The organism is Streptomyces albofaciens JCM 4342, from assembly GCF_008634025.1.
Lineage (GTDB): Bacteria > Actinomycetota > Actinomycetes > Streptomycetales > Streptomycetaceae > Streptomyces > Streptomyces albofaciens.
Map to the genome: position 1 here is coordinate 964,766 of NZ_PDCM01000001.1, position 22,118 is coordinate 986,883.

The window sequence follows — 22,118 nt, forward strand, 5'->3', positions numbered from 1 at the left end:
GGTGGCTATAAGCGGGGAATGCTGGTGACCGCCATCGATATGGCGAGGACCGTGACCAGCGACGCGAACGCCGTGGACAGGGCCTGTGGCCGCACCCGGGCGGCCAGCCGGTTGCCGAGCCAGCTGCCGAGCGCGGCGCAGGCGGCGAAGGAGGCCAGCAGCGGCCAGTCCAGACCGCCGGCCCCGGCCCGGGTGGCGAAGGCCGTGACGGAGTTGACGAGGATGACGAGGAGGGACGTACCGACGGCGACCGGCATCTCCAGGCCGAGGACGAGCGTCAGCGCCGGTACGACGACGAAGCCGCCGCCGACACCGAAGAAGCCGGTCAGCAGGCCGACGGCGGTGGCGGTCGCGCCGATGCGCAGGGCGGGGGCCAGGCGGGTGGCGGGCGTTGGGGTCGGGGGCGGAGCGGGGGTCGGAGCTGGGGTCGGAGAGGGGATTGGAGAGGGGATCGGGGAGCGGTGGGGGACGGGCCGTGTCTTTTTTCGTGCGGCTGGAGGCTCTCCCTCCTGTACGGCTGGGGGCTCTCCCTCCTGTACGGCTGACGGCTCTCCCTCCTGTACGGCTGAGGGCTCTCCCTCCTGTGCGGCGGGGTGCGCCAACTCCTGTTCGGTCGGGCTCGCTTTCTTCCGCTCAGTCGGGCTCGCTTTGTCCCGTTCGGTCGGGCTCGCTTTCTCCCGTTCGGTCGGGCGTGCCTTCTCCCGCTCGCGCCAGGTCCGTACGAGCATCACGGCCGCCACCGCCAGCATCAGCCCGGCGAACGCGGTCATCAGGACCGTCGGGTCCAGGGCCGCGCTCCAGCGCGAGCCCAGGTACGTACCGGCGGTGCCCAGCCCGCCGAAGGCCGCTCCCGCCGCCCAGCGGACCCGGCCGGCGCGGGCGTGGCAGGCCAGGCCGGAGGCCGCGCCGATGCCGACCACGACGAGCGCGCCCGCCGTTGCCTCGTGCGGCGACTGGTGCAGGAGGTAGACCAGCGCCGGTACGGCGAGGATCGACCCGCCGCCACCGAGCGCGCCCAGCAGCAGCCCGATGACCAGTCCGCAGGGCAGTGCCGTCACGGCTAGCAACGGCATGGCGCCTGACGGGGCGTTCGCGGCCCAGCCCCCGCCCTCATGACGGACACGACGCCCGGGGCGCGAGTTCGACCGCCCGGCTGTCGCCGGTCCACTCGGCGACGAAGGTGAAGCGGTCGCCGCGTACGACGGTCTCGCGCCACTCCACCGGCCGCTCCCCGGACCGGCCCAGCCGCTCGATCGCGAACGCGGGCTCGCGGTCGGCCAGCCCCAGCAGCCACGCCTGCCGGATGTCCGGCAGGAAGGGGTGGATGCGCTCCCGGCCGCCGGTGACCTTCACCCCGCAGCGCTGCTGCAGTTCCCCGTACAGCGAGGTGTGCCGGAAGTCGGCGTCGAGCAGCGGCTCGGCCACCTCGGCGGGCAGATAGGTGGTGTCGTGGGCCAGCGGCTCGCCGTCCGCCAGCCGCAGCCGCTCCAGGACGATCAGCGGCGCGTCCGGTACGAGGCCGAGCTGGTCGGCGACCGGCCCGTCCGCCGTCCGCTCCAGCCGCAGCACCTCGCTGCGCTGCTCCACGCCCTGGCCCTCCAGCTCGCGGAAGAGGCTGTAGAGCGAGCCGAGCGGCTGCTGTATGCGCCGGGTGTTCAGGCGGCTGGCCCGCCCGCGCTCGGCGATCACCAGCCCGTCCGCACGCAGCTTGCGCAGCGCCTCGCGGACGGTGTGCCGGCTGACCTCGTACTCCCCGGTGAGCCGGTGTTCGGCGGGGAACTCGTCGGTGAACTCGCCCGCTTCCATGCGGCGCCGCAGATCTTCGGAGAGCTGGGCCCACAGGGGAAGCGGCGAGCGCCGGTCCAGGGGACGCGGGCCCGGGGGGTGTGCGGTCATGAAGTCGCCTCCGAGCGGGTACGGGCTGTATGGACGGGGCGGGGACCGCACCGGCGCGGCGGCTCCCGGGCCCTGTTGCCGTTTCTTTCGTTTTCTTCCTCGCCGTCCGCTGCGTTGTTCACTCGCGTCGTTCGCTTGCGTCGTTCTCCGCCGGTTCGGTGCCGGACCGGCGTCCGGCTGGTGCCGACCGGTGCCGTCCGGTGCCGTCCGGTGCCGAACTTGTGGGCAGCGGCTTGGGCTGCCTAATGTACGTACATCCGTGCATCCGCACAACAACCCCCCGCGGGGTCCGCGGTTCGGCGGGCCCGCAGGACCACGGAGGTCGACCGTGCACTTCGCGCAGTACTACCTCGACTGCCTCTCCCAGGCGTCGTACCTGATCGGCGACGAGACCACCGGACGCGCGGTCCTCGTCGACCCACGCCGCGACATCGACGACTACCTGCGCGACGCGGAAGCGGCCGGACTGCGCATCGAGCTGATCATCGAGACCCACTTCCACGCCGACTTCCTCTCCGGACACCTGGAACTGGCCCGCGCCACCGGCGCCACCATCGCCTTCGGCGAAGGCGCGGAGACGGGCTATCCGATACGGCGGCTGCGGGACGGTGAGCGGATATACCTGGGGGCGGACCCGGCGACCACGGCGGACGGGGCGGCGACCACGGCCGGTGGAGCGACGATCACGGCCGGTGGGGCGGCGGACAGGGCCGATCAGGCGGCTGGCAGGGCTGGGAGGGCTGGCAGGACAGCGGGCAGAGCCGCCGCGGGCGCGCCCTCCGGGGTCACGCTGACCGTCCTGGCCACCCCCGGCCACACCCCGGAGTCCATCTGCGTCGTCGTCCACGAACAGCCGGACGCGCCCGAGCCGTACGGCGTACTGACCGGCGACACCCTCTTCGTCGGCGACGTGGGCCGCCCCGACCTGCTCGCCGCGGCCGGCCTGACGCCGGAGGAGATGGCGGGGCGGCTCTACCGCTCCCTGCACGGCAAGCTGCTCACCCTCCCCGACGCCACCCGCGTCTACCCGGCCCACGGCGCGGGCTCGGCCTGCGGGCGCAACCTCTCCACCGAGACCACCTCCACCATCGGCGAGCAGCGCCGCTACAACTACGCGCTCCAGCCCATGCCGGAGGACGAGTTCATCCGGCTGGTCACCGCCGGGCAGCCCGCCACCCCCGGCTACTTCGCGCACGACGCGGCCCTCAACCGCGACGGCCACCCCCTCCTGGACCCCGCGCCGCCGGCCGCCCTCACCCTCGACGCGGCCCTGGCCGCCTGCCGCGACGCGGGCGCCGTCCTCCTCGACAGCCGCCCCCTCGCCGCGTACACGGAGGCGCACTTCACCGGGTCGCTGCACACCAGCCTGGACACCCGGTTCGCCGAGTACGCGGGCAGCGTGGTGGAGCCCGGCACACCGATCGTCCTCATCAGCGACCCGGGTACGGAGTCCGAGGCACGCCTGCGGCTGGCCCGCATCGGGTACGACCACGTCCTCGGTCACGTACCGGACCCGGCCGCCGAACTGGCCCGCCGCCCCGACCTGGTGACGCGTACCCACCGCCTGGCCGCCGGTGCAGCGCTTCCCGCCGACGCCCAGCTGATCGACGTCCGCAACCCGTCCGAGTACGCGGCGGGCGCCCTCCCCGACGCCGTCAACCTCCCCCTCGCCGCCCTCCCCACCAGCTGCGCGACGCTGGACCCGGACCGCCCGGTCGTCCTCTACTGCCGCAGCGGCAGCCGCTCCGTCATCGCCGCGGCCTTGCTGGAGGCCCGGGGATTCCGGGATGTACGGGACATCGTCGGGGGGTACGAGGGGGCCGTTTCGGCTTGCGGGTGAGGGCGGTTCGCCCGCGGCTGAGCCCCACCGTCGTCCGGGCACGTCGTGCGGGCACGTCGTCCGGGCACGTCGTTCGGGCAGGTCATCCGGGCTGTCGTCCGGGCTGTCGTCCGGGCGTGTGGTCCGAGTGCGTCACCGCCGCTGCCGCTTGCGCCTGCGGACGAGCAGCGCCAGGCAGGCGGTCGCGCACCCGGCCGCGGCCCCGAGCAGGGCGGCGACCGGGGCGGACCCGGCGGGAGCCAGGCCCAGCCCGGCCGTCACCGTGATCGCGCACTTGGTCAGCCCGGACGCCTCGCCCACGCGATGCGGGGGTACGACGGCCTGGGTGGCGGTCAGCACCAGGGCGCCCGCCAGGCCCAGGGCCGCGGCGGCCACGGTGGCGGCCGGTAGCAGTACGAGCAAGGAGTCGCCGCCCAGCACTGCGTTGACCGGCACCGCGCCGAACGGTGCCGGTTGCAGCGCCGCCAGTACCCCCAACGCCGCACCCGCCAGGCCGAGACTGGCGGCCATCACCTGCTCTGCGGCGTGGGGCGGCACCCGCCCGGCCACCGGCCCGGCCGCGGCCATCACCGCCGCCGGTAGGAGGAAGACGGTCCCCGCGCCCAGTACGGACATCCCCAACGTGTCCTGAAGCGTCAGCGGGACCACGAACAACAGCACCACGGTCGCCGCGTTGCCGACGGCACCGGCTGAAGTGAGAGCTACGTACGGGCCGTTACGGAACAACGTGTGGTCGGCCAATGGCGCGCGCGACCGGCGCTCGGACCGTACGAACAGCACCCCGAGCACCAGTGCGCCCGCAGCCCAACCGCCTGCGTCCCACCACGTCCCCGCGCTCTCCAGGGCCATCGCCGAACAGGCAGGCACCCCGGTCCCCAGGACCAGCCTGCCCCAGCCCACCCGGCCCGTCCGCCCCATCCGGCCCGTCCGTTCTGCCTGCTCCGTCCGGTCCGTCCGGCCCATCCGGCCTTCCCCGCCTGTCCGGCCTTCCCGGGGACTCGTCCCGTCCTTGGACCTTGGAGCCCGCCGGGCGCACAGCACCGCCGCCCCGCACAGCGGCACATTGACCCAGAAGACGGCTCGCCAGGACACGGCCTCGGTCAGCGCCCCGCCCACGAAGGGACCGCAGGCCGTCGCCAGACCGGCCAGGCCCAGGGCGTATCCGGTCGCGACGCGCGCCCGCCCCGGCGGGAAGGAACGTGTCAGCAGGGCCAGCCCCACCGGCATGACCAACGCCCCGCCCACGCCCTGCACCACATGGGCCGCCACCAGGAACGGCAACGACGGCGCCAGCGCGCACGCCGCCGACGTACTGCCGAAAAGGGCCAGCCCCAGTACCAGCAGCCGCCGCCTCCCGAACACATCGGCCAGCCGCCCGGCGGCCGGCATCAGCGCCCCGGCCGCCAGCAGGTACGCACTGATCACCCACGGACCCGCGGCCGCCGAGGCGTGCAGGTCCCGGCGGATCACCGGCAGCGCCATGTTCAGCGCGAAGGCGTCCAGCTGGACACAGAACCCACCGATCGCCACGGCCGCCACGGCCCACACCCCACGGCCACGCTCACCACCACTCTCACCACCGCGCTCGCCACGCCCCTCGCACATCCGGTACACCGGCCCACCTCCCGCGCCGCGCGGGTCGGCGCGGCGCATCACATACGGAAGAAAAAGGTGCAGGTGGGGGATTGGGCGTGCCGGAGACGGGGCAAAGACGTGAGGGTGCTTACGGGCACCCAGCGGGCCCGAACTCGGAGTTCCGGGCTCTCACGGGATATCGCCCGAGGGCACGAGAAGCGACGCCGTCCTGGGACGCCGCTGGAGCGGTCCGCACATCGTGCGCCGCGCGAGCCGTCCGTACGGTACGGCCGGCCGATGGCGTACAGCGGACGTTCAGCGATCGTTGATCTTTGATCTTCATGCTGGTCCGCATGTTGCGCCGTGTGATCTCCGAGCATGCAGAAACGCCCCGGGTACCGCAAGAGCCCCCGGCGTCCCCGTCCCCGATAGCCCTCACCTGGCACGGCGAGCCGGGACGTCACGAGGAGCTGACCCACACCATGCTCATGGGCCAGGCCAAGCGGGCCGCGGCGGCGCTGGCCAGGCTCGGGGTGCGGGCCGGTGACCCGGTGGCGGTGCATCTGCCGCTGGTGCCGGAGTCCGTGATCGTCACACTCGCCTGTGGACGGCTCGACGCCGTGCGCATGACGCTGCCGGTCTATCTGACCGTGCCGGAACTCGCCGCCCGCACCCGGGAGTCCGGCGCGAAGGTGGTCATCACGGCGGACGCCGCGTTCTGGGACGGGGCGGTACGGCCGGTCAAGCCCGTACTGGACCGCGCGCTGCGGCGCGGCTGCCCGCAGGTACGGTCCGTGCTGGTCGTGAACCGCACCAGCCGCCCGGTGTCCTGGACCGCGGGCCGCGACCACTGGTGGCACGAGGCCCTGGCCGCCCGCTGACCCGCACACGGCGCTCCGGCTCCGGACGACCGTTTCCCGGCTCCGGACCACCGACTTCCGGCTCGGGACGACCGCTGCCCGGTTCCGCTGAGGGCCGATGCTCCGACGGCCGTACCCTGGAGGGGTGAGTACCACCCCTGAACCCCGGCCCGAGGCGCCGGCCGCGTTGATCTTCGATGATCCGCTGAGCCGCCCGTCCTCGGACGACACCGACCGTGGCTGGGGCGAGCGCCCGGCCGGCAACGACAGCGCCGCCGATCTGGCGCGCTTCCTCGACGAAAAGCCGCCCCACCACCTCTGACCGAGGCACCGGGGCGGCTTCGCCGCGGGACCGGGGCCGGAGCCCCTTACCGCTGCTACAGCTGCTACGGCTGTTACTGCTGCGTCTTCTGTGTGACCACCGAGCCGGCGCCACCATGGCCCGAGCCGCTCACCGACCCGCTCACCGAGCCGTTGCGCTGCGCGACGAGCGCGTCGCGGATCTCCGTCAGCAGCTCGACCTCGGTCGGGGCGGGCGGAGCGTCGTCCACCGGCTTCTTGGCCTCCTGGCGGGCCTTCCACTTGTTCATCGGCAGGATCATGAGGAAGTACACGACCGCGGCGGTGATCAGGAACGTCAGGACCGCGCTGAGCACCGATCCCCACAGGATGTAGATGCCGTCGGTGTAGTCGCCCGTCTTGGCGTCCGTGTGGCAGGTGGTCAGACAGGCCTTGTAGTGGTCGAGGTTCTGCGAGCCCAGGGCGCCGACGATCGGGTTGATGACGCCCTTGACCACGGTGTTCACGATGTTCGTGAACGCGGCTCCGACCACGACCGCCACGGCGAGCTCGATCACATTGCCGCGCATCAGGAATTCCTTGAACCCCGCGAGTACGCCCGTCTTCCCGCTCACCTGAAAGCCTCTTTCCACACTCACTACGAACCGTGCAACGAACAGCACCGCAACCTACGGCAGGGCAGGGCGCGGCTGTCCAATCCCATGACCTGAACCGGTGAGCGGACAGAGCGTCCGTACGGATCGGCGCCGCGTCGTTCCGGCCAGCCGGGGAAGAGCCTTCCCGCCGGCATGCCGAACGCACCCCGCCACTTGCGCCAGTGTGGCGAGCAAATCGGGCAAAGGCCACTCGATCTTGCCTGGGGGCGGTCCGGGGGGTGGTGCGCGGTGTGGTCCGCAGGACGGTCGGAATCCTCATGACCGCTCCCCTCCGGGACGCGCCTCCGGCGCCGCTCCCGGTGTCGTCCCCGATGCCGGTGTCGGCGCGGCGCAGGCCCCCGAGACGCCCGAAGCGCGTCCTTCGCCGCTCTGGTGGGCCGTCGCCGCCAGGGCCGCGGCCGTCATCGCCAGTCCCGCCGTCAGGGTCCGCCGTCGCCGCCGCACCGCGCGGCGCAGTCGGTGGCGTCCGCCCCGGGCCCGTACGGGAGCGAAGTGGGCAACCTCACACGGCGGCGGGAGGGGGAGCGGAGGGGCGGGAACGAGGGCCGGGGAGAGGCCGGGGAAGGTGTGGAGGGAGGAGGGCTGGGACACGGTGACCACCGCCTGAGCTGCCGGAATCGGTGCGGACGACCCCCACCGTGCCGGACTTCGACGGAGCCCGCTCGGCCCTGTGGACGGCCGGACCCGCTACCCGCCGGTTGTGGAAAACCCGCTCACCCGCCCGAGTGGTCCAACCCCCCTCCGGCCTCGTGCGCACCCCCGCACGGGCAGGCCCGCTCCGTCGTCGCCGGCAAGGCGCCCACCGCGTCGGACAGCACCTCGCGCAGTCTCCCGACGTTCCGGCCGAAGACCTCCAGCACCTCCGCGTGCGAGACGCCCTGGCCCGTCTCCGCACCCGCGTCCAGGTCCGTGACCAGCGTCAGCGACGTGTAGCAGAGGCCCAGCTCGCGGGCCAGGACGGCTTCCGGGTGGCCGGTCATACCGACCACCGACCAGCCCTGCGCCGCGTGCCACCGGGACTCCGCGCGGGTCGAGAAGCGCGGCCCCTCGATGACCACGAGGGTGCCGCCGTCCACCGGCTCCCACGCGCGCCCCCGGGCCGCCGCGATCACCGCCTGCCGCCCGGCCGGGCAGTACGGGTCGGCGAACGACACGTGCACCACGTCCGGCACGCCGCCGTCCGGCAGCGGCGTCCCGTCGAAGTACGTCTGCTCCCTGGCCTTCGTACGGTCCACGAGCTGGTCCGGTACGAGCAGCGTCCCCGGCCCGTACTCCGCGCGCAGTCCGCCGACCGCGCACGGACCGAGCACCTGACGTACGCCGACCGACCGCAGCGCCCACAGGTTGGCGCGGTAGTTGATGCGGTGCGGCGGCAGGTGGTGCCGCCGGCCGTGCCGGGGCAGGAAGGCGACCGGGCGGCCGGCCACCTCGCCGAGGAAGAGCGAGTCGCTGGGGGCGCCGTAGGGGGTGTCGACCGCGACCTCGGTCACGTCGTCGAGGAAGGAGTAGAAGCCGGACCCGCCTATGACACCGATCTCCGCGTCAGCCATGGGGTCACGGTAATCGGGGGAGCGGGGCGGTGAGGAGGGGGCCCGGAGGCCGTCCGGAGGTCATCTGGAGGACGTACGGAGGCCGCCCCGGGTACGCCGAAGCCCCGCCGTCCATGAGGCCATGGACGGCGGGGCTTCCGCCGAGAGGTGCCGGGCGCGGAGCGCCGCTCAGGCGGCCGACGTGCTGGGCGTCGAGCTGGAGCCGGACGAGCTCGAAGAGCCGCTGGACGACTTCGAGTCGCCGCTGCCCGAGGACGACGAGGAGCTCGTCGAGGACGAGGAGGACGACGCGGGGCTGCTGCTGGACGACGAGCCGCGGCTGTCGTTCCGGTAGAACCCGGAGCCCTTGAACACGATGCCGACCGCGGAGAACACCTTCTTCAGACGTCCCTGGCAGGCGGGGCACTCGGTGAGCGCGTCGTCGGTGAACTTCTGCACCGCCTCAAGGCCCTCGCCGCACGCGGTGCACTGATACTGGTAGGTCGGCACTGTGACTTCCTCCTGGCACTCTCACTCAATGAGTGCTAACGACGCTCCATAGTGCAGTATTCCGGCCCGTCAGTCCACTGTTGCCGGGGTTCGGTGACCGACCCCACGTTCGATCACCCGGGTTGCGGAGCGCGGTACCAGGTGTCCCCGGAACACCGCCAGCACCACCAGTGCCAGCCCCGTACCGCACAGCGGAACCAGGAATCCGGCATGCGGACCGAAGTGGTCCGCCAGCAGGCCTGCGATCGTGGACGCCGCCGCCTGGCCGAGGCCGACCGCGCCGGTCAGCCACGTGAAGGCCTCGGTACGGGCGGTGGCCGGCACCAGGGAGTCGATCAGCGTGTAGCCGGTGATCAGCGCGGGCGCGATGCACAGGCCCACCAGGAGGCCCACCGCACCCATCAGGGGCGCCACGGCCACCGCCCACAGCGGGGTGGTCATCAGCGTCAGCAGCGCGTACGCGATCAGCAGGCGGCGCCGCGGGCCGACCTTCCAGGCGATCGCGCCGCAGACGATGCCGGCGAGCATGTTGCCCGCCGCGAAGACGCCGTACAGCAGGCCGTTGATGCCGGGCTGCCCGATGTCCTCGGTGAAGGCCGTGAGGGAGACCTGCATGCCGCCGAAGACGGTGCCGATGCCGAAGAGGGCCGCGATCAGGACCCGCAGGCCCGGCACCGACAGCGCGGAGACGCGCTTGGCGGAGCTGTCCGCCGAGCGGTGGACCGGCGGCTGGCTGCGCCGCTGCGCCGCGAAGAGCAGGCCGCCGCCCAGCGTCAGGGCGCCCTCGGCGACCAGGCCGGCCGCCGGGTGGATGCCGGTGCACAGCGCCGTCGCCAGCACCGAGCCGACCACGAAGGTGAACTCGTCGGTGACCGACTCGAAGGCGGTGGACGTCGGCATCAGAGGAGTGCCGGTCAGCTTGGCCGCCCACCGGGAGCGCACCATCGGGCCGATCTGCGGCGTCGAGGCGCCGGTCGGTACGGCGACGACCAGCAGCGCCCACAGGGGGGCGTGCGAGAGCGCCAGCGTGATCAGCACGGCGACCGCCGCGGCGTGCACCAGTACGCCGGGCACGAGCACCGCGCGCTGCCCGAACCGGTCCGCCAGCTTGCCGCTCTGCGGCGCGAACAGCGCCATCGAGACGCCGGTCACCGCGGAGACGACACCGGCGGTGCCGTACGAGCCGGTGGTGTGCTGGACGAGGAGCAGGATGCTGAACGTCAGCATCGCGAAGGGCTGGCGGGCCAGGAAGCCCGGCAGCAGGAACGCCCATGCGCCGGGGGTGCGCAGCAGCTGCCCGTAACCGGGACGGGCTTCCTTGACCGGAGTCTGCTGGGCAGGGGCGGTCGTCTCCCGGGCGGTTTCGCCCTCGGTCCCCTTGCCCGCGTTGTCCTTGACCGCGGATGCCACGGCCGAGCCTTTCTGCCGCCTGGTAGCGCGCTGCCGCGAGATTGTCACGGGGTGCGCGCCGAGAGCTGTCCTCTCGCGCTGGACCGAGTGATACCGCGTGGTCCGCACCTGGAAGAGGTGGCTGCGTGTGGCAGGGGACCGCGGCCGCCGAGCGGTCGCGCCAGCTCTGCGTCAGGCAGAGTTGGTTCCTTTGATTGCCATGACATAGTACAGGCCGGTACGCGGAAAGCCCTGGTGCCGACCAGGGCCTCCCGCTGGGTTTTCGGCCGTCTCGTTCACCGTGCCGGAGTATGCGGCGGCCGCCCTCCGGTCCTGCCGTCCGGATGCCTGCCGGGCTTCCCGGCCTTCCCCTCCGGCCGCTCGCCGGACCGGTCGCCCGGCCGTACCCCCGCCTTCTTGACGGGCCGCCGCCCGCCCGGCGTGCCCGGCGCCAGCCAGCCGGCCAGCTTGCCGTGCCGGGAGACGGCCCGGAGCCGGTTCTCGACCGCGTCCCGTACCGGGTCGGTGGCCACGACCAGCAGGTCGTCCCCGCGCCGCAGCACGGTCGTCGGCGACGGTACGAAGCTCGTCCCGTCGCGTACGACGAGGGTGACCGCGGCGCCCGGCGGCAGCCGCAGCTCGCTGATCTCCACGCCGTGCATCCGCGACTTCGGGGCGATCGTGGTGGACAGCAGATGGCCGCGCAGCCGCTCCAGGGGCGCCGACTCGATGCCCAGGTCGGCGGCCTCCTCGTCGTCCCCGAGGCGCAGCTTCCTGGCCAGCCAGGGCAGCGTCGGGCCCTGGATGATCGTGTAGACGACGACCAGGATGAAGACGATGTTGAAGACCCGGTCGCTGCCGGGCACGCCGCCCACCATGGGGATGGTGGCCAGCACGATCGGTACGGCGCCGCGCAGCCCGGCCCAGGAGAGCAGGGCCTTCTCACGCCAGGGCACCCTGAAGGGCAGCAGCCCCAGGAAGACCGAGGCGGGCCGGGCCACGATCGTCAGGATCAGGCCGATGACCAGGGCCGGTACCGCGTCGTCGTACAGCGTGTGCGGTGTGACCAGCAGGCCGAGCAGTACGAACATGCCGATCTGGCCGATCCAGCCGAGGCCTTCGGCGAAGCCGCGGGTGGCGGCCGAGTGCGGCAGTTTCGCGTTGCCGAGGACCAGCGCGGCGAGGTAGACCGCGAGGAAGCCGGAGCCGTGCGCCAGCGCGCCGGCCGCGTAGGCGGAGACGGCGATGGCCATCACCGCGATCGGGTACAGACCGGAGGCGGGCAGCGCCACGTGCCGCATGCCGTACGCGCCCAGCCAGCCGATGGCCAGGCCGATGGCCGCGCCGATCGCCAGCTCCAGCGCGATCTCGCCGATGAGCACGTACCAGTGCTCCACCGGTCCGGCGGTGGAGAAGGCCACGACGAGGATCACGACGGGGGCGTCGTTGAAGCCGGACTCGGCCTCCAGGACGCCGGTCAGGCGGGCGGGCAGCGGCACGCTGCGCAGTACGGAGAAGACCGCCGCCGCGTCCGTGGAGGACACCACGGCGCCGATGAGCAGCGCCTGACGCCATTCCAGGCCGACGAGGTAGTGGGCCCCGGCCGCGGTGACCCCCACGCTCACCGCGACGCCGAACGTCGACAGCACCGCGGCTCTGGGCAGCGCCGGTCTGATCTCTTTCCATTTCGTGCCGAGGCCGCCCTCGGCCAGGATCACCACCAGCGCGGTGTAGCCCAGTATCTGGGTCAGTTCGGCGTTGTCGAAGACGACGCCGCCGAAGCCGTCCTGCCCTATGGCGATGCCTATGCCCAGATAGATGAGCAGGCTGGGCAGCCCGCTCCGGGAGGAGACGCGGACCGCGGCCACCGCGACGAGCAGGACGAGGGCGCAGATCAGCAGGAGTTCGTTGAGGTGGTCGACAGTCAGGAGCTGGTCCTTCCTCGTGGCGGGCCGGTACGGGCACGGGGGTCGGGCACAGGGGTCGAGCGGTCGGGCTTTCCTTACTGTATCTAGTTACTGAGACTAACAATTTACCATTGCTTGAACCTTGGAGGCGTCGGCGGCTACACCGCGTAGGGCTTGGCGGACCCGTGCGCCTATGGTTGCTCCAGCACTCCCACCCTGCCCCTCGAAGGACAGAGATGCCCGCCAACAAGTCCGCCCCCGCCCCTGACAAGGCTGTGAAGAAACCCAAGAAGAAGGGGCGGCGCGGCCGCCTCGTCGCGATCACGGTCGTGCTTCTGCTCGTGGCGGGCATCGGCTACGGCGCGTACTGGGGCGTCAGCACCGTCCGCGCCTCGTACCCGCAAACCACCGGTTCACTGAAGCTGGCCGGTCTCAGCGCCCCCGTCGATGTCTCGCGCGACGCCAACGGCATCCCGCAGATCTACGCCGACACCGACGAAGACCTCTTCCGCGCCCAGGGCTTCGTACAGGCCCAGGACCGCTTCTGGGAGATGGACGTGCGCCGCCACATGACGGCCGGCCGCCTCTCCGAGATGTTCGGCCAGAGCCAGGTCGACACCGACGCCTTCCTGCGGACGCTCGGCTGGCACGACGTCGCCCAGCGGGAGTACGACACCAAGCTCTCCCCGGAGACGAAGAAGTACCTCCAGGCATACGCCGACGGCGTCAACGCCTACCTCAAGGACCACGAGGGCTCGGCGCTCTCCCTGGAATACGCGGCGCTCGGGTTCCAGAACGACTACAAGCCCGGGAAGTGGACCCCGGTCGACTCGGTGGCCTGGCTCAAGGCCATGGCCTGGGACCTGCGCGGCAACATGCAGGAGGAGATCGACCGGGCCCTGCTCACCAGCCGCTTCAGCCAGGCCCAGATCGACCAGCTGTACCCGAAGTACCCGGCCAAGCGGAACAAGCCGATCGTCGAGGGCGGCGCGGTCAACCAGGCCACCAAGGAGTTCGATGCCAAGGCCACGCCGAGCGGCAACACGCAGCCGCAGAACGGCTCCGGCGCGAACACGGGCGCCGGCACGGGCAATGGCGCCGGGAACGGCACCGGTACGGGTAACGGCGCGGGGAACAGCGCCGGTACGGGTACGGGAAACAACGGCGGTACGGGTGCGGGCGCGAACACCGGCACCGGAACCAACTCCGCCTCCTCCGCCACCCGGGGCCTGAAGACCCAGCTCTCCGCCGTCTCCAAGTCCCTGGAGCGGATCCCGGCGCTGCTCGGGCCCAACGGCAGCGGCATCGGCTCGAACTCCTGGGTCGTCTCCGGCGCGCACACCACCACCGGCAAGCCGCTGCTGGCCAACGACCCGCACCTGGCCCCCCAGATGCCGTCGCTCTGGTACCAGATGGGCCTGCACTGCCGCACCACCAGCGCCAAGTGCAACTACGACGTGGCCGGCTACACCTTCTCCGGCATGCCGGGCGTGGTCATCGGCCACAACCAGGACATCTCCTGGGGCATGACCAACCTCGGCGCCGACGTCAGCGACCTGTACCTGGAGAAGATCAACGCCGACGGGTACCTGGTCGACAACAAGATGCAGCCCTTCAAGACCCGCAAGGAGACCATCAAGGTCGCCGGCGGCGCGAGCCGTGAGATCACGGTCCGCTCCACCGACAACGGCCCGCTGATCTCCGACCGCGACGACGAGCTGACCCGGGTCGGCAAGCGGGCCCCGGTCGGCAACGCGGCGCCGGACCGCGGCGACGGCTACGGCATCTCGCTGCGCTGGACCGCCCTGGACCCGGGCCGCTCCATGGACGCGGTCTTCGAACTGAACCGGGCCAAGAACTGGACGGACTTCCGCAAGGCCGCCTCGCACTTCGAGGTGCCGTCGCAGAACCTGATCTACGCCGACACCAAGGGCAACATCGGCTACCAGGCGCCGGGACGGATCCCGGTGCGCGGCAAGGGCTACGACGGCACGCTGCCCGCCCCCGGCTGGGACCCGAAGGCCCGCTGGACCGGTGACGTGCCCCAGTCGGCGCTGCCCAACGAGTACAACCCGGCGCGCGGCTACATCGTCACCGCCAACCAGGCCGTCATCGACCCGGACAAGTACCCGTACCTGCTGACCAAGGACTGGGGCTACGGCGCCCGCAGCCAGCGGATCAACGACCTCATCCAGTCGAAGATCAAGGACGGCGGCAAGGTCTCCACCGACGACATGCAGACCATGCAGATGGACAACAGCAGCGAGATCGCCAAGCTGCTGACGCCCTATCTGCTGAAGATCGACGTCAAGGACGCATACGTCCGCGAGGCCCAGAAGCTGCTGGAGGGCTGGGACTACACCCAGGAGCCCGACTCGGCCGCCGCCGCGTACTTCAACGCGGTCTGGCGCAACACCCTCAAGCTGGCCTTCGGCAACAAGATGCCCAAGGAGCTGCGGGTCCAGGGCCAGTGCCTCAACGTCCGCGCGGCCAACGACACCGGCCCGGTCGACGACCAGGACAAGCTGGTGCGCGAGTGCGGCGAGCGGGCTCCCGACCAGGCGCAGCCGGACGGCGGCGACCGCTGGTTCGAGGTCGTGCGGTCCATCCTCGACGACCCGAAGAACGACTGGTGGAAGACCGAGTCCCGGCCCGGCCGCGTGCTCGACGCCAACCGCGACCAGCTCCTCGCGCACGCCATGAAGGACGCGCGCTACGAGCTGACCAGCAAGCTCGGCAAGAACATCGACAACTGGAGCTGGGGCCGCCTGCACCAGATGACCCTGAAGAACCAGACCCTGGGCACCAGCGGCCCGGGCCTGATCCAGGGGCTGTTCAACCGCGGCCCCTGGAACCTGGGCGGCGGCGAGGCGGCCGTGGACGCCACCGGCTGGAACGCGGCCGGCGGCTACGGGGTCACCTGGGTCCCGTCGATGCGCATGGTCGTGAACCTGGCCGACTTGGACAAGTCGCGCTGGATCAACCTGACCGGCGCCTCCGGCCACGCGTACAGCGCCCACTACTACGACCAGACGGACAAGTGGGCCAAGGGCGAACTGCTGCCGTGGGCCTTCTCCCAGAAGGCGGTGAAGGCGGCGACCGAGGACACGCTGACGCTGTCGCCGTGACGGGGTGCTGACCTCATAGGCCGGGCGGGCCCGAAGATCTTCGGGCCCGCCCGGTGGCGTTCACGGGGGCAGATACGCGCCGGGCACATACGTTCCCGTACCGCTCGAAGCGCCGTAGCACCCCGCACCGCGGCGTCCCCTGAACCGCCGTAACGCCCGAACCGCCCCTACCTGGCGAACCGGTGCACACCCCCCGGCGTCACCGCCACGTCCACCGGCCGGTCGTGCACCTCGGCCGGCACCTCCGGCAGCACCTCCGCGTCGTACAGCAGCACCACCCGCGTGGGCCACGCATCCGCCGCCTCCAGACGCTCCAGAACCCGGTCGTACGAACCGCCGCCACGGCCCAGCCGCAGCCCGCGCCGGTCCACCGCCAGTCCCGGCAGCAGCACCGCGTCGGCTTCGGTGACACCCTGCGGGCCCAGCCGGGGCCCGGCCGGCTCCAGCAGCCCGCGTCCGGCGCGTACGAGGCCGTCGGCGTCCTCGTACGGGGCCCAGTCCAGGTCGTTGTCCGGCATCAGTACGGGCAGCAGCACCCGCGTCCCGGCGGCGCGCAGCCGGTCCAACAGCGCGCGCGTGGACGGCTCGCGCCCCACCGACACGTACGCGGCGACCGTGCGCGCCCGCGCCAGCTCCGGGAGCGCCAGCGCGCGACGCGCCAGGACCGCTTCCGTCGCCCGGACTTCATCCGGCGGCAACTGCGCCCTCACGTCCAGGAGGGCGCGCCGCAACCCGTACTTCGTACCGTCGTAACCGCTCATGATGCGCCGCCGCTCCCGCTCCTGTGACCCGTTCCCGGGACCCCGACTTCCGGCGCAAAGTGCCGGTTATCGTGATCCGCATGACTCCATCGCGTACTCGGATCACCAAGGCTGTCATTCCGGCAGCCGGTCTCGGGACCCGCTTCCTCCCGGCGACCAAGGCCACGCCCAAGGAGATGCTGCCGGTCGTCGACAAACCCGCCATCCAGTACGTCGTGGAAGAGGCCGCCACCGCCGGGCTCAGCGATGTCCTGATGGTCACCGGACGCAACAAGCGCCCCCTTGAAGACCACTTCGACCGCAACTACGAGCTCGAAGAGGCGCTGGACCGCAAGGGCGACGAGTCCCGGCTCGCCCGCGTCCAGGAGTCCAGCGACCTGGCGACCATGCACTACGTGCGCCAGGGCGACCCCAAGGGCCTGGGCCACGCCGTGCTGTGCGCCGCCCCGCACGTCGGCGACCAGCCCTTCGCGGTACTGCTCGGCGACGACCTGATCGACCCGCGCGACCCGCTGCTCCAGCGCATGATCGAGGTGCGGGAGCGGCACGGCGGCTCCGTCATCGCCCTCATGGAGGTCGACCCCGCGCAGATCCACCTCTACGGATGCGCGGCCGCCGCCCCCGACGGCGACGACGTGGTGCTCGTCTCCGACCTGATCGAGAAGCCCGACCCGGCCGAGGCGCCCAGCAACCTCGCCATCATCGGCCGGTACGTCCTCGACCCGGCCGTCTTCGAGGTGCTGCGCACCACCAAGCCGGGCCGCGGCGGCGAGATCCAGCTGACCGACGCCCTCCAGGCGCTCGCCGCCGACCCGGAGCTGGGCGGCCCCGTGCACGGCGTGGTCTTCAAGGGGCGCCGCTATGACACCGGCGACCGTGGCGACTACCTCCGTGCCATTGTCAGACTGGCATGCGAACGTGAGGACCTGGGCCCGGAGTTCCGGGACTGGCTGCGCAGCTTCGTCAGCGAGGAGATGTGACACCGTGAGCGCCACCACCGACCGGACCACCCACCAGGAACGCGTCTGGTCGGTGGCCGACCACCTCGACGACGTACTGTCCAAGATCCACCCGCTGGAGCCGATCGACCTGCATCTGCTCGACGCGCAGGGCTGCGTCCTGGTGGAGGACGTGACCGTCCCCACCGCCCTGCCGCCGTTCGACAACAGCTCCATGGACGGGTACGCGGTCCGGGTCTGCGACGTCGCGGGCGCCACCGCCGACTTCCCCGCCGCGCTGACCGTGGTCGGCGACGTGGCCGCGGGCAGCGCCGAGCTGCCGGCCGTCGGCCCCGGCGAGGCCGCCCGCATCATGACCGGCGCGCCGCTGCCCCCCGGCGCCGAGGCCGTCGTCCCCGTGGAGTGGACCGACGGCGGCACGGGCCGCGGCCCGGCCGAGGCGATGACCGCGCACAGCGCCGCGCCGGAGGCCGCCGGCGGCGAGGTCCGCGTCCACCGCCCGGTCACCGAGCGGCAGCACGTCCGCGCCCAGGGCAGCGACGTCCGGGCCGGGGAACTGGCCCTGCCGGCCGGCACCCTCCTCGGCCCCGCCCAGATCGGCCTGTTGGCCGCGATCGGCCGAGCCACCGTCCGGGTCCGGCCGCGCCCGCGGGTCGTCGTCCTGTCCACCGGCAGCGAGCTGGTGCAGCCCGGTGAGGCCCTGGCGCCCGGTCAGATCCACGACTCCAACAGCTTCCAGCTCACCGCCGCCGCCCGCGCGGCCGGCGCCATCGCCTACCGGGTCGGCGCGGTCGCCGACGACGCCGAGACGCTGCGCGCCACCCTGGAGGACCAGCTCATCCGCGCCGACATCCTGGTCACCAGCGGCGGCGTCAGCGTCGGCGCGTACGACGTGGTCAAGGAGACCCTCGCCGATCTCTCCGCCGAGGAGGGCGTCGTCGAGTTCCGCAAGCTGGCCATGCAGCCCGGCAAACCGCAGGGCTTCGGCCTCATCGGCCCCGACCGCACCCCGCTGCTGGCCCTGCCCGGCAACCCGGTCAGCTCGTACGTCTCCTTCGAACTGTTCGTCCGCCCCGCCATCCGTACGCTCATGGGCCTGCCCGACGTGCACCGCCACACCTCCCGGGCCACGTGTGACACCGCCGTCGCCGACTCGCCCAAGGGCAGACGGCAGTTCCTCCGCGGCCGCCACGACCCCGACACCGGCACCGTCACGCCCGTCGGCGGCGCCGGCTCCCACCTGGTCAAGGCGCTGGCCCAGGCCAACGCGCTGATCGTGATCCCGGAGGAGACGACGGAGGTCGCGGCGGGGGCGGAAGTGGAGGTGGTGTTGCTGGGATGAGGGGCCGGGCAGGGGGAGGGAAAAGGGGGCGGGCGAGGAGACGGGTGCGCCGTCCTCGCCGGGCAGCCGGGTGACGCCCGACGCCTGCGGGTACGGTGTCGTCGCACAGGCGGCACGGTCCGGACCGGGAGAACGATGAGCAGCGGCCAGCAAGATCTCACCCACCTCGACGCCTCGGGCGCGGCCCGCATGGTCGACGTGTCAGGGAAGGACGTCACCGCGCGCACGGCCCGCGCCAGCGGCCGCGTGCTGGTCGCGCCGCGCGTGATCGAGCTGCTGCGCGGCGAGGGCGTCCCGAAGGGCGACGCGCTCGCCACCGCCCGCATCGCGGGCATCATGGGCGCCAAACGCACCCCGGACCTGATCCCGCTGTGCCATCCGCTGGCGGTCTCCGGTGTCGAGGTGGACCTCCACGTGGCCGATGACGCGGTGGAGATCCGGGCCACGGTCCGCACCACGGACCGCACGGGCGTCGAGATGGAGGCCCTGACCGCCGTCTCGGTCGCCGCCCTCACCGTGATCGACATGGTCAAGGCCGTCGACAAGGGCGCCGTCGTCACGGACGTACGCGTCGAGGAGAAGACGGGCGGCAAGTCGGGCACCTGGAGCCGGTCGTGACCGCCGGGGACCGGAAGCCGGAGCAGGGCGTCCGGGACGGCGTACGGAACACCACCGCCAATCCGGGACCGGACGCGGCGGACGACGACACGCGGCGGACGACGGCGAACCCGGGGCCGGGGACGGCCCCCGATGCGAGTGCCGCACGTGCGGACGTAACAGGTGCGGATGTCGCAGATGCAGACGTACCAGGTGCGGACGTCGCAAATGCGGACGTAACAGGTACAGGTGCGGCAGGCGCGACAGACACGGTAGATGCGAACGTAACGGCTGTCCCCTCCGGCCCGCCCCGCGCTCTCGTCATCACCGCGTCCAACCGGGCGGCCGCCGGTGTGTACGCGGACAAGGGCGGGCCGGTGCTCGCCGAGGGGCTGGCCGCGCTGGGCTTCGTGGTCGACGGGCCGCGGGTGGTGCCGGACGGCGATCCCGTCGAGGCCGCCCTGCGCGAGGCCGTCACCGCCGCGTACGACGTGGTCGTGACCACCGGCGGTACGGGCATCTCGCCCACCGACCGCACCCCCGACGCCACCCGCCGCGTGATCGACCACGAGGTGCCCGGCATCCCCGAGGCGATCCGCGCCGCGGGCCGCGCGAAGGTGCCCACCGCCGCGCTCTCCCGTGGCCTGGCCGGCGTCGCGGGCCGTACGCTGATCGTCAACCTGCCCGGCTCCACCGGCGGCGTCCGCGACGGCCTCGCCGTACTCGCCGACCTCCTCCCGCACGCGGTGGACCAGTTGCGCGGCGGCGACCACCCGCGCCCGGACACCGGCGCGACATCGGGAACGGCCCCGCACGCGGGGCGGCCGGGATCGACCGGGAGCGCACACTGAACGCCCCCTGGCCGGTCGTACTGGCGGACGGCGAGACCGCCCTCCGCCCCATAAAGCTGCGCGACCAGCGGGCCTGGCGGGAGGTCAACCGCCGTAACCGCGACTGGCTGCGCCCCTGGGAGGCGACCATCCCGCCGCCCCCGCCCGGCATCCCCGCGCCGCACCGTCCCACGTACCGCCAGATGGTCCGCCATCTGCGCGCCGAGGCGCACGCGGGGCGCATGCTGCCGTTCGTCGTGGAGCACCGGGGGCGGCTGGCCGGGCAGCTGACGGTGGCCGGGATCACCTGGGGATCGATGTGTTCCGGACACGTCGGCTATTGGGTCGACGAGGCGGTCGCCGGCCGGGGCGTCATACCGACGGCGGTGGCACTCGCCGTCGACCACTGCTTCCGCTCGGTGGGCCTGCACCGCATCGAGGTCTGCATTCGCCCCGAGAACCTGCCCAGCCGGCGGGTCGTGGAGAAACTCGGCTTTCGCGAGGAGGGACTGCGCCCGCGCTATCTGCACATCGACGGCGCCTGGCGCGACCACCTCGTATTCGCGCTGACGGCGGAGGAGGTCCCCGAGGGCCTGCTCAACCGCTGGCACCGGGAGAAGCCCAGCACACCCCACAAATAAAATACGTGTTCGAATTATTTCACCAGTTGCTCACAATCGCATGCGACTGATCTCAACAATCACAAAAAAAGTTCGAGATATCAGCCAGATCGTGCGACACACCGGCCCAATTGGCGGATGGCCCCCTGCAAACCCCTCTACCGTGTGAGGCGTGAGCAGCAGCGGCCTCATCTACGCAGTCATCGTCGGGGCCTGGGCCGCCTACTTGGTGCCGATGTGGCTCCGTAGGCAGGACGAGCTCAATGAAGCCCGGCCGACGGAACGCTTCAGTACCGCCATCCGGCTCCTGTCCGGACGCGCGGCCATGGAACGCCGTTACGCCAAGGGGCTGGCGGCACAGGGCGGCCGCACCGACGATGCGAGCGACGCGCGGGACCCGGAAGCGGCGGCCGAGACGGCCGACGTCCGGGACTTCGGCGCGCCCGCGGACGAGGTGCCGCCCGCCGCCCAGCGCCCGTCGGCGGCCGTGTCCGGCGGTGCGCCGTCCGGATCCGGAGCCGCGGTCGGCGGCCCGCCGTCCGGTGCCGAAGCCGCGTCGAACGCCGCGGTGTCCGACGCCGGGTCCTCGTCGGGTGCCGGTTCCTCGTCCGGCGCCGCGCCGCGCTCCGGTAAGAAGGTCGGCTCCCGCCGTCCCTACACCGCCGAGCGCATGAAGCGCGCCAAGGTCCTGGCCCGCCGCCGGCGCACCATCACGGTGCTCTTCCTGACGTTCACCGTCGGCACGATCGTCGCCGCCGTCGGTGGCCTCGCCTTCCTCTGGGCACCGGCCATCCCGGCCATACTCCTCAGCGCGTACATCGTCTACCTCCGCGCCCAGGAACGCCGCCGCTTCACCTTCACCATGGACCAGCGGCAGGCGGAGGCGGCGGCCCAGCGGCTGCGGGAGGGCAGGCCACACCCTCCGCAGGCGTCCCAGCAGCCCGCCGCCGACGAACCCCCCGCTGAGGACGCCGCCGCCCCGCTCGCCGACCCGTCGCACTCCGCCGCGCCCGCCCCCCGGCCCGAGCCGGCGTCCACGGCCGGCCGGCGCGCCCTCGTGGAGGAGACCGACCACGCCGAGTGGGTCGACCAGCAGCGCGAACGCGACCGCACCGAGCCCGGCGGCTGGGACCCGGTCCCGGTCCCGCTCCCGACGTACGTCACGGCCCCGGTGGCACCCCGCGCCACCAGCCACGTCGACCTGGACGCCGACGACGCCTGGAGCTCCGCCCGCTCCGGCCCCGCCACCGAATCCCGCCGCCGGACGCCGCCCGCCGACCCGCGCCCCCACCCCGCGACGTCCCGCCGCACCCGCGGCCGCACCCCCCTGTTCGACCAGTACGCCGACGACGACCGCCCGCGCGCGGCAAACGAGTGACCCCCCGCGGCTGACCAGCAGAAGAAGCGATTTTTGAGCAC

Annotated in this window: 18 protein-coding genes and 1 pseudogene; 10 read left to right on the forward strand and 9 right to left on the reverse strand. The window is 72.5% G+C overall.

Going from position 1 to position 22,118, the window contains the following annotated elements; all coding sequences use genetic code 11:
* Positions 1 to 5 precede the first annotated feature (5 nt).
* Positions 6 to 1,058 (reverse strand): sulfite exporter TauE/SafE family protein, encoded by a 1,053-nt coding sequence (locus tag CP973_RS04555; RefSeq protein ID WP_244409278.1) that lies wholly within the window; start codon positions 1,056 to 1,058, stop codon positions 6 to 8.
* Between the two features lie 52 nt (positions 1,059 to 1,110).
* Positions 1,111 to 1,896: a GntR family transcriptional regulator gene (locus tag CP973_RS04560; protein WP_150237761.1), complete on the reverse strand. Its 786-nt coding sequence runs from the start codon at positions 1,894 to 1,896 to the stop codon at positions 1,111 to 1,113.
* Positions 1,897 to 2,224: 328 nt separating this feature from the next.
* On the opposite strand from CP973_RS04560, the gene CP973_RS04565 reads away from it, so the two are divergent.
* Entirely contained in the window at positions 2,225 to 3,736 is a 1,512-nt protein-coding gene (locus tag CP973_RS04565) for an MBL fold metallo-hydrolase (protein WP_150237763.1), read from the forward strand.
* Positions 3,737 to 3,868: 132 nt separating this feature from the next.
* On the opposite strand, the gene CP973_RS04570 is transcribed toward CP973_RS04565, so the two are convergent.
* The gene (locus CP973_RS04570) at positions 3,869 to 5,275 is read right to left on the reverse strand and encodes an MFS transporter (RefSeq protein ID WP_150237766.1); all 1,407 of its coding nucleotides are present in this window, start codon (positions 5,273 to 5,275) and stop codon (positions 3,869 to 3,871) included.
* 389 nt (positions 5,276 to 5,664) lie between these two features.
* On the opposite strand from CP973_RS04570, the gene CP973_RS04575 reads away from it, so the two are divergent.
* The gene (locus CP973_RS04575) at positions 5,665 to 6,192 is read left to right on the forward strand and encodes an AMP-binding protein (RefSeq protein ID WP_244409279.1); all 528 of its coding nucleotides are present in this window, start codon (positions 5,665 to 5,667) and stop codon (positions 6,190 to 6,192) included.
* A 124-nt stretch (positions 6,193 to 6,316) separates the two neighbouring features.
* Positions 6,317 to 6,493 (forward strand): hypothetical protein, encoded by a 177-nt coding sequence (locus CP973_RS04580; RefSeq protein WP_150237768.1) that lies wholly within the window; start codon positions 6,317 to 6,319, stop codon positions 6,491 to 6,493.
* Positions 6,494 to 6,566: 73 nt separating this feature from the next.
* Here CP973_RS04580 and CP973_RS04585 read toward each other — a convergent pair whose 3' ends face one another.
* The 5 genes from CP973_RS04585 to CP973_RS04610 form a co-directional block, all read right to left on the reverse strand.
* Positions 6,567 to 7,040 carry an MscL family protein gene (locus CP973_RS04585; RefSeq protein WP_244409730.1) on the reverse strand — a complete coding sequence of 158 codons (474 nt, stop codon included), beginning with the start codon at positions 7,038 to 7,040 and terminating at the stop codon, positions 6,567 to 6,569.
* 800 nt (positions 7,041 to 7,840) lie between these two features.
* On the reverse strand, positions 7,841 to 8,677 hold the full coding sequence (locus CP973_RS04595) for an S-methyl-5'-thioadenosine phosphorylase (RefSeq protein ID WP_150237775.1): 837 nt from the start codon (positions 8,675 to 8,677) through the stop codon (positions 7,841 to 7,843).
* Between the two features lie 168 nt (positions 8,678 to 8,845).
* Positions 8,846 to 9,166 (reverse strand): FmdB family zinc ribbon protein, encoded by a 321-nt coding sequence (locus tag CP973_RS04600; protein ID WP_150237776.1) that lies wholly within the window; start codon positions 9,164 to 9,166, stop codon positions 8,846 to 8,848.
* Between the two features lie 69 nt (positions 9,167 to 9,235).
* On the reverse strand, positions 9,236 to 10,459 hold the full coding sequence (locus CP973_RS04605) for an MFS transporter (RefSeq protein ID WP_244409732.1): 1,224 nt from the start codon (positions 10,457 to 10,459) through the stop codon (positions 9,236 to 9,238).
* A 392-nt stretch (positions 10,460 to 10,851) separates the two neighbouring features.
* Complete coding sequence (locus CP973_RS04610) at positions 10,852 to 12,423, reverse strand: potassium/proton antiporter (protein WP_244409280.1); 1,572 nt, start codon at positions 12,421 to 12,423, stop codon at positions 10,852 to 10,854.
* A 275-nt stretch (positions 12,424 to 12,698) separates the two neighbouring features.
* Between CP973_RS04610 and CP973_RS04615 the strand changes: the two genes are divergently transcribed.
* A complete protein-coding gene (locus CP973_RS04615) occupies positions 12,699 to 15,590 on the forward strand; it encodes a penicillin acylase family protein (protein ID WP_208853130.1) in 2,892 nt (963 codons plus the stop codon).
* Positions 15,591 to 15,757: 167 nt separating this feature from the next.
* On the opposite strand, the gene CP973_RS04620 is transcribed toward CP973_RS04615, so the two are convergent.
* Positions 15,758 to 16,351: a 5-formyltetrahydrofolate cyclo-ligase gene (locus CP973_RS04620; protein ID WP_150237782.1), complete on the reverse strand. Its 594-nt coding sequence runs from the start codon at positions 16,349 to 16,351 to the stop codon at positions 15,758 to 15,760.
* Between the two features lie 80 nt (positions 16,352 to 16,431).
* Between CP973_RS04620 and galU the strand changes: the two genes are divergently transcribed.
* From galU to sepX, 6 genes and pseudogenes are all read left to right on the forward strand, one after another.
* Positions 16,432 to 17,331 (forward strand): UTP--glucose-1-phosphate uridylyltransferase GalU, encoded by a 900-nt coding sequence (galU, locus tag CP973_RS04625; protein ID WP_150237784.1) that lies wholly within the window; start codon positions 16,432 to 16,434, stop codon positions 17,329 to 17,331.
* Between the two features lie 4 nt (positions 17,332 to 17,335).
* Entirely contained in the window at positions 17,336 to 18,652 is a 1,317-nt protein-coding gene (gene glp, locus CP973_RS04630) for a molybdotransferase-like divisome protein Glp (RefSeq protein ID WP_167538264.1), read from the forward strand.
* Positions 18,653 to 18,787: 135 nt separating this feature from the next.
* Entirely contained in the window at positions 18,788 to 19,270 is a 483-nt protein-coding gene (moaC, locus tag CP973_RS04635) for a cyclic pyranopterin monophosphate synthase MoaC (protein WP_150237785.1), read from the forward strand.
* A 284-nt stretch (positions 19,271 to 19,554) separates the two neighbouring features.
* Positions 19,555 to 20,100, forward strand: a pseudogene (locus CP973_RS04640) (MogA/MoaB family molybdenum cofactor biosynthesis protein); the annotation flags it as partial.
* Positions 20,097 to 20,720: a GNAT family N-acetyltransferase gene (locus CP973_RS04645; RefSeq protein WP_150237787.1), complete on the forward strand. Its 624-nt coding sequence runs from the start codon at positions 20,097 to 20,099 to the stop codon at positions 20,718 to 20,720. The pseudogene CP973_RS04640 and the gene CP973_RS04645, both read left to right, overlap by 4 nt.
* Before the next feature lie 151 nt (positions 20,721 to 20,871).
* Positions 20,872 to 22,077, forward strand: a complete 1,206-nt coding sequence (gene sepX, locus CP973_RS04650) for a divisome protein SepX/GlpR (protein WP_150237788.1) — start codon at positions 20,872 to 20,874, stop codon at positions 22,075 to 22,077.
* The last annotated feature ends 41 nt before the right edge of the window (positions 22,078 to 22,118 follow it).

Excerpts from the sequence above, each read along its gene's own strand:
- CP973_RS04585 (WP_244409730.1), bottom strand. The coding sequence starts at position 7,040 with ATGCGCGGCAATGTGATCGAGCTCGCCGTGGCGGTCGTGGTCGGAGCC.
- galU (WP_150237784.1), top strand. The coding sequence starts at position 16,432 with ATGACTCCATCGCGTACTCGGATCACCAAGGCTGTCATTCCGGCAGCC.
- CP973_RS04595 (WP_150237775.1), bottom strand. The coding sequence starts at position 8,677 with ATGGCTGACGCGGAGATCGGTGTCATAGGCGGGTCCGGCTTCTACTCC.
- CP973_RS04575 (WP_244409279.1), top strand. The coding sequence starts at position 5,665 with ATGTTGCGCCGTGTGATCTCCGAGCATGCAGAAACGCCCCGGGTACCG.
- moaC (WP_150237785.1), top strand. The coding sequence starts at position 18,788 with ATGAGCAGCGGCCAGCAAGATCTCACCCACCTCGACGCCTCGGGCGCG.
- CP973_RS04620 (WP_150237782.1), bottom strand. The coding sequence starts at position 16,351 with ATGAGCGGTTACGACGGTACGAAGTACGGGTTGCGGCGCGCCCTCCTG.
- CP973_RS04560 (WP_150237761.1), bottom strand. The coding sequence starts at position 1,896 with ATGACCGCACACCCCCCGGGCCCGCGTCCCCTGGACCGGCGCTCGCCG.
- CP973_RS04615 (WP_208853130.1), top strand. The coding sequence starts at position 12,699 with ATGCCCGCCAACAAGTCCGCCCCCGCCCCTGACAAGGCTGTGAAGAAA.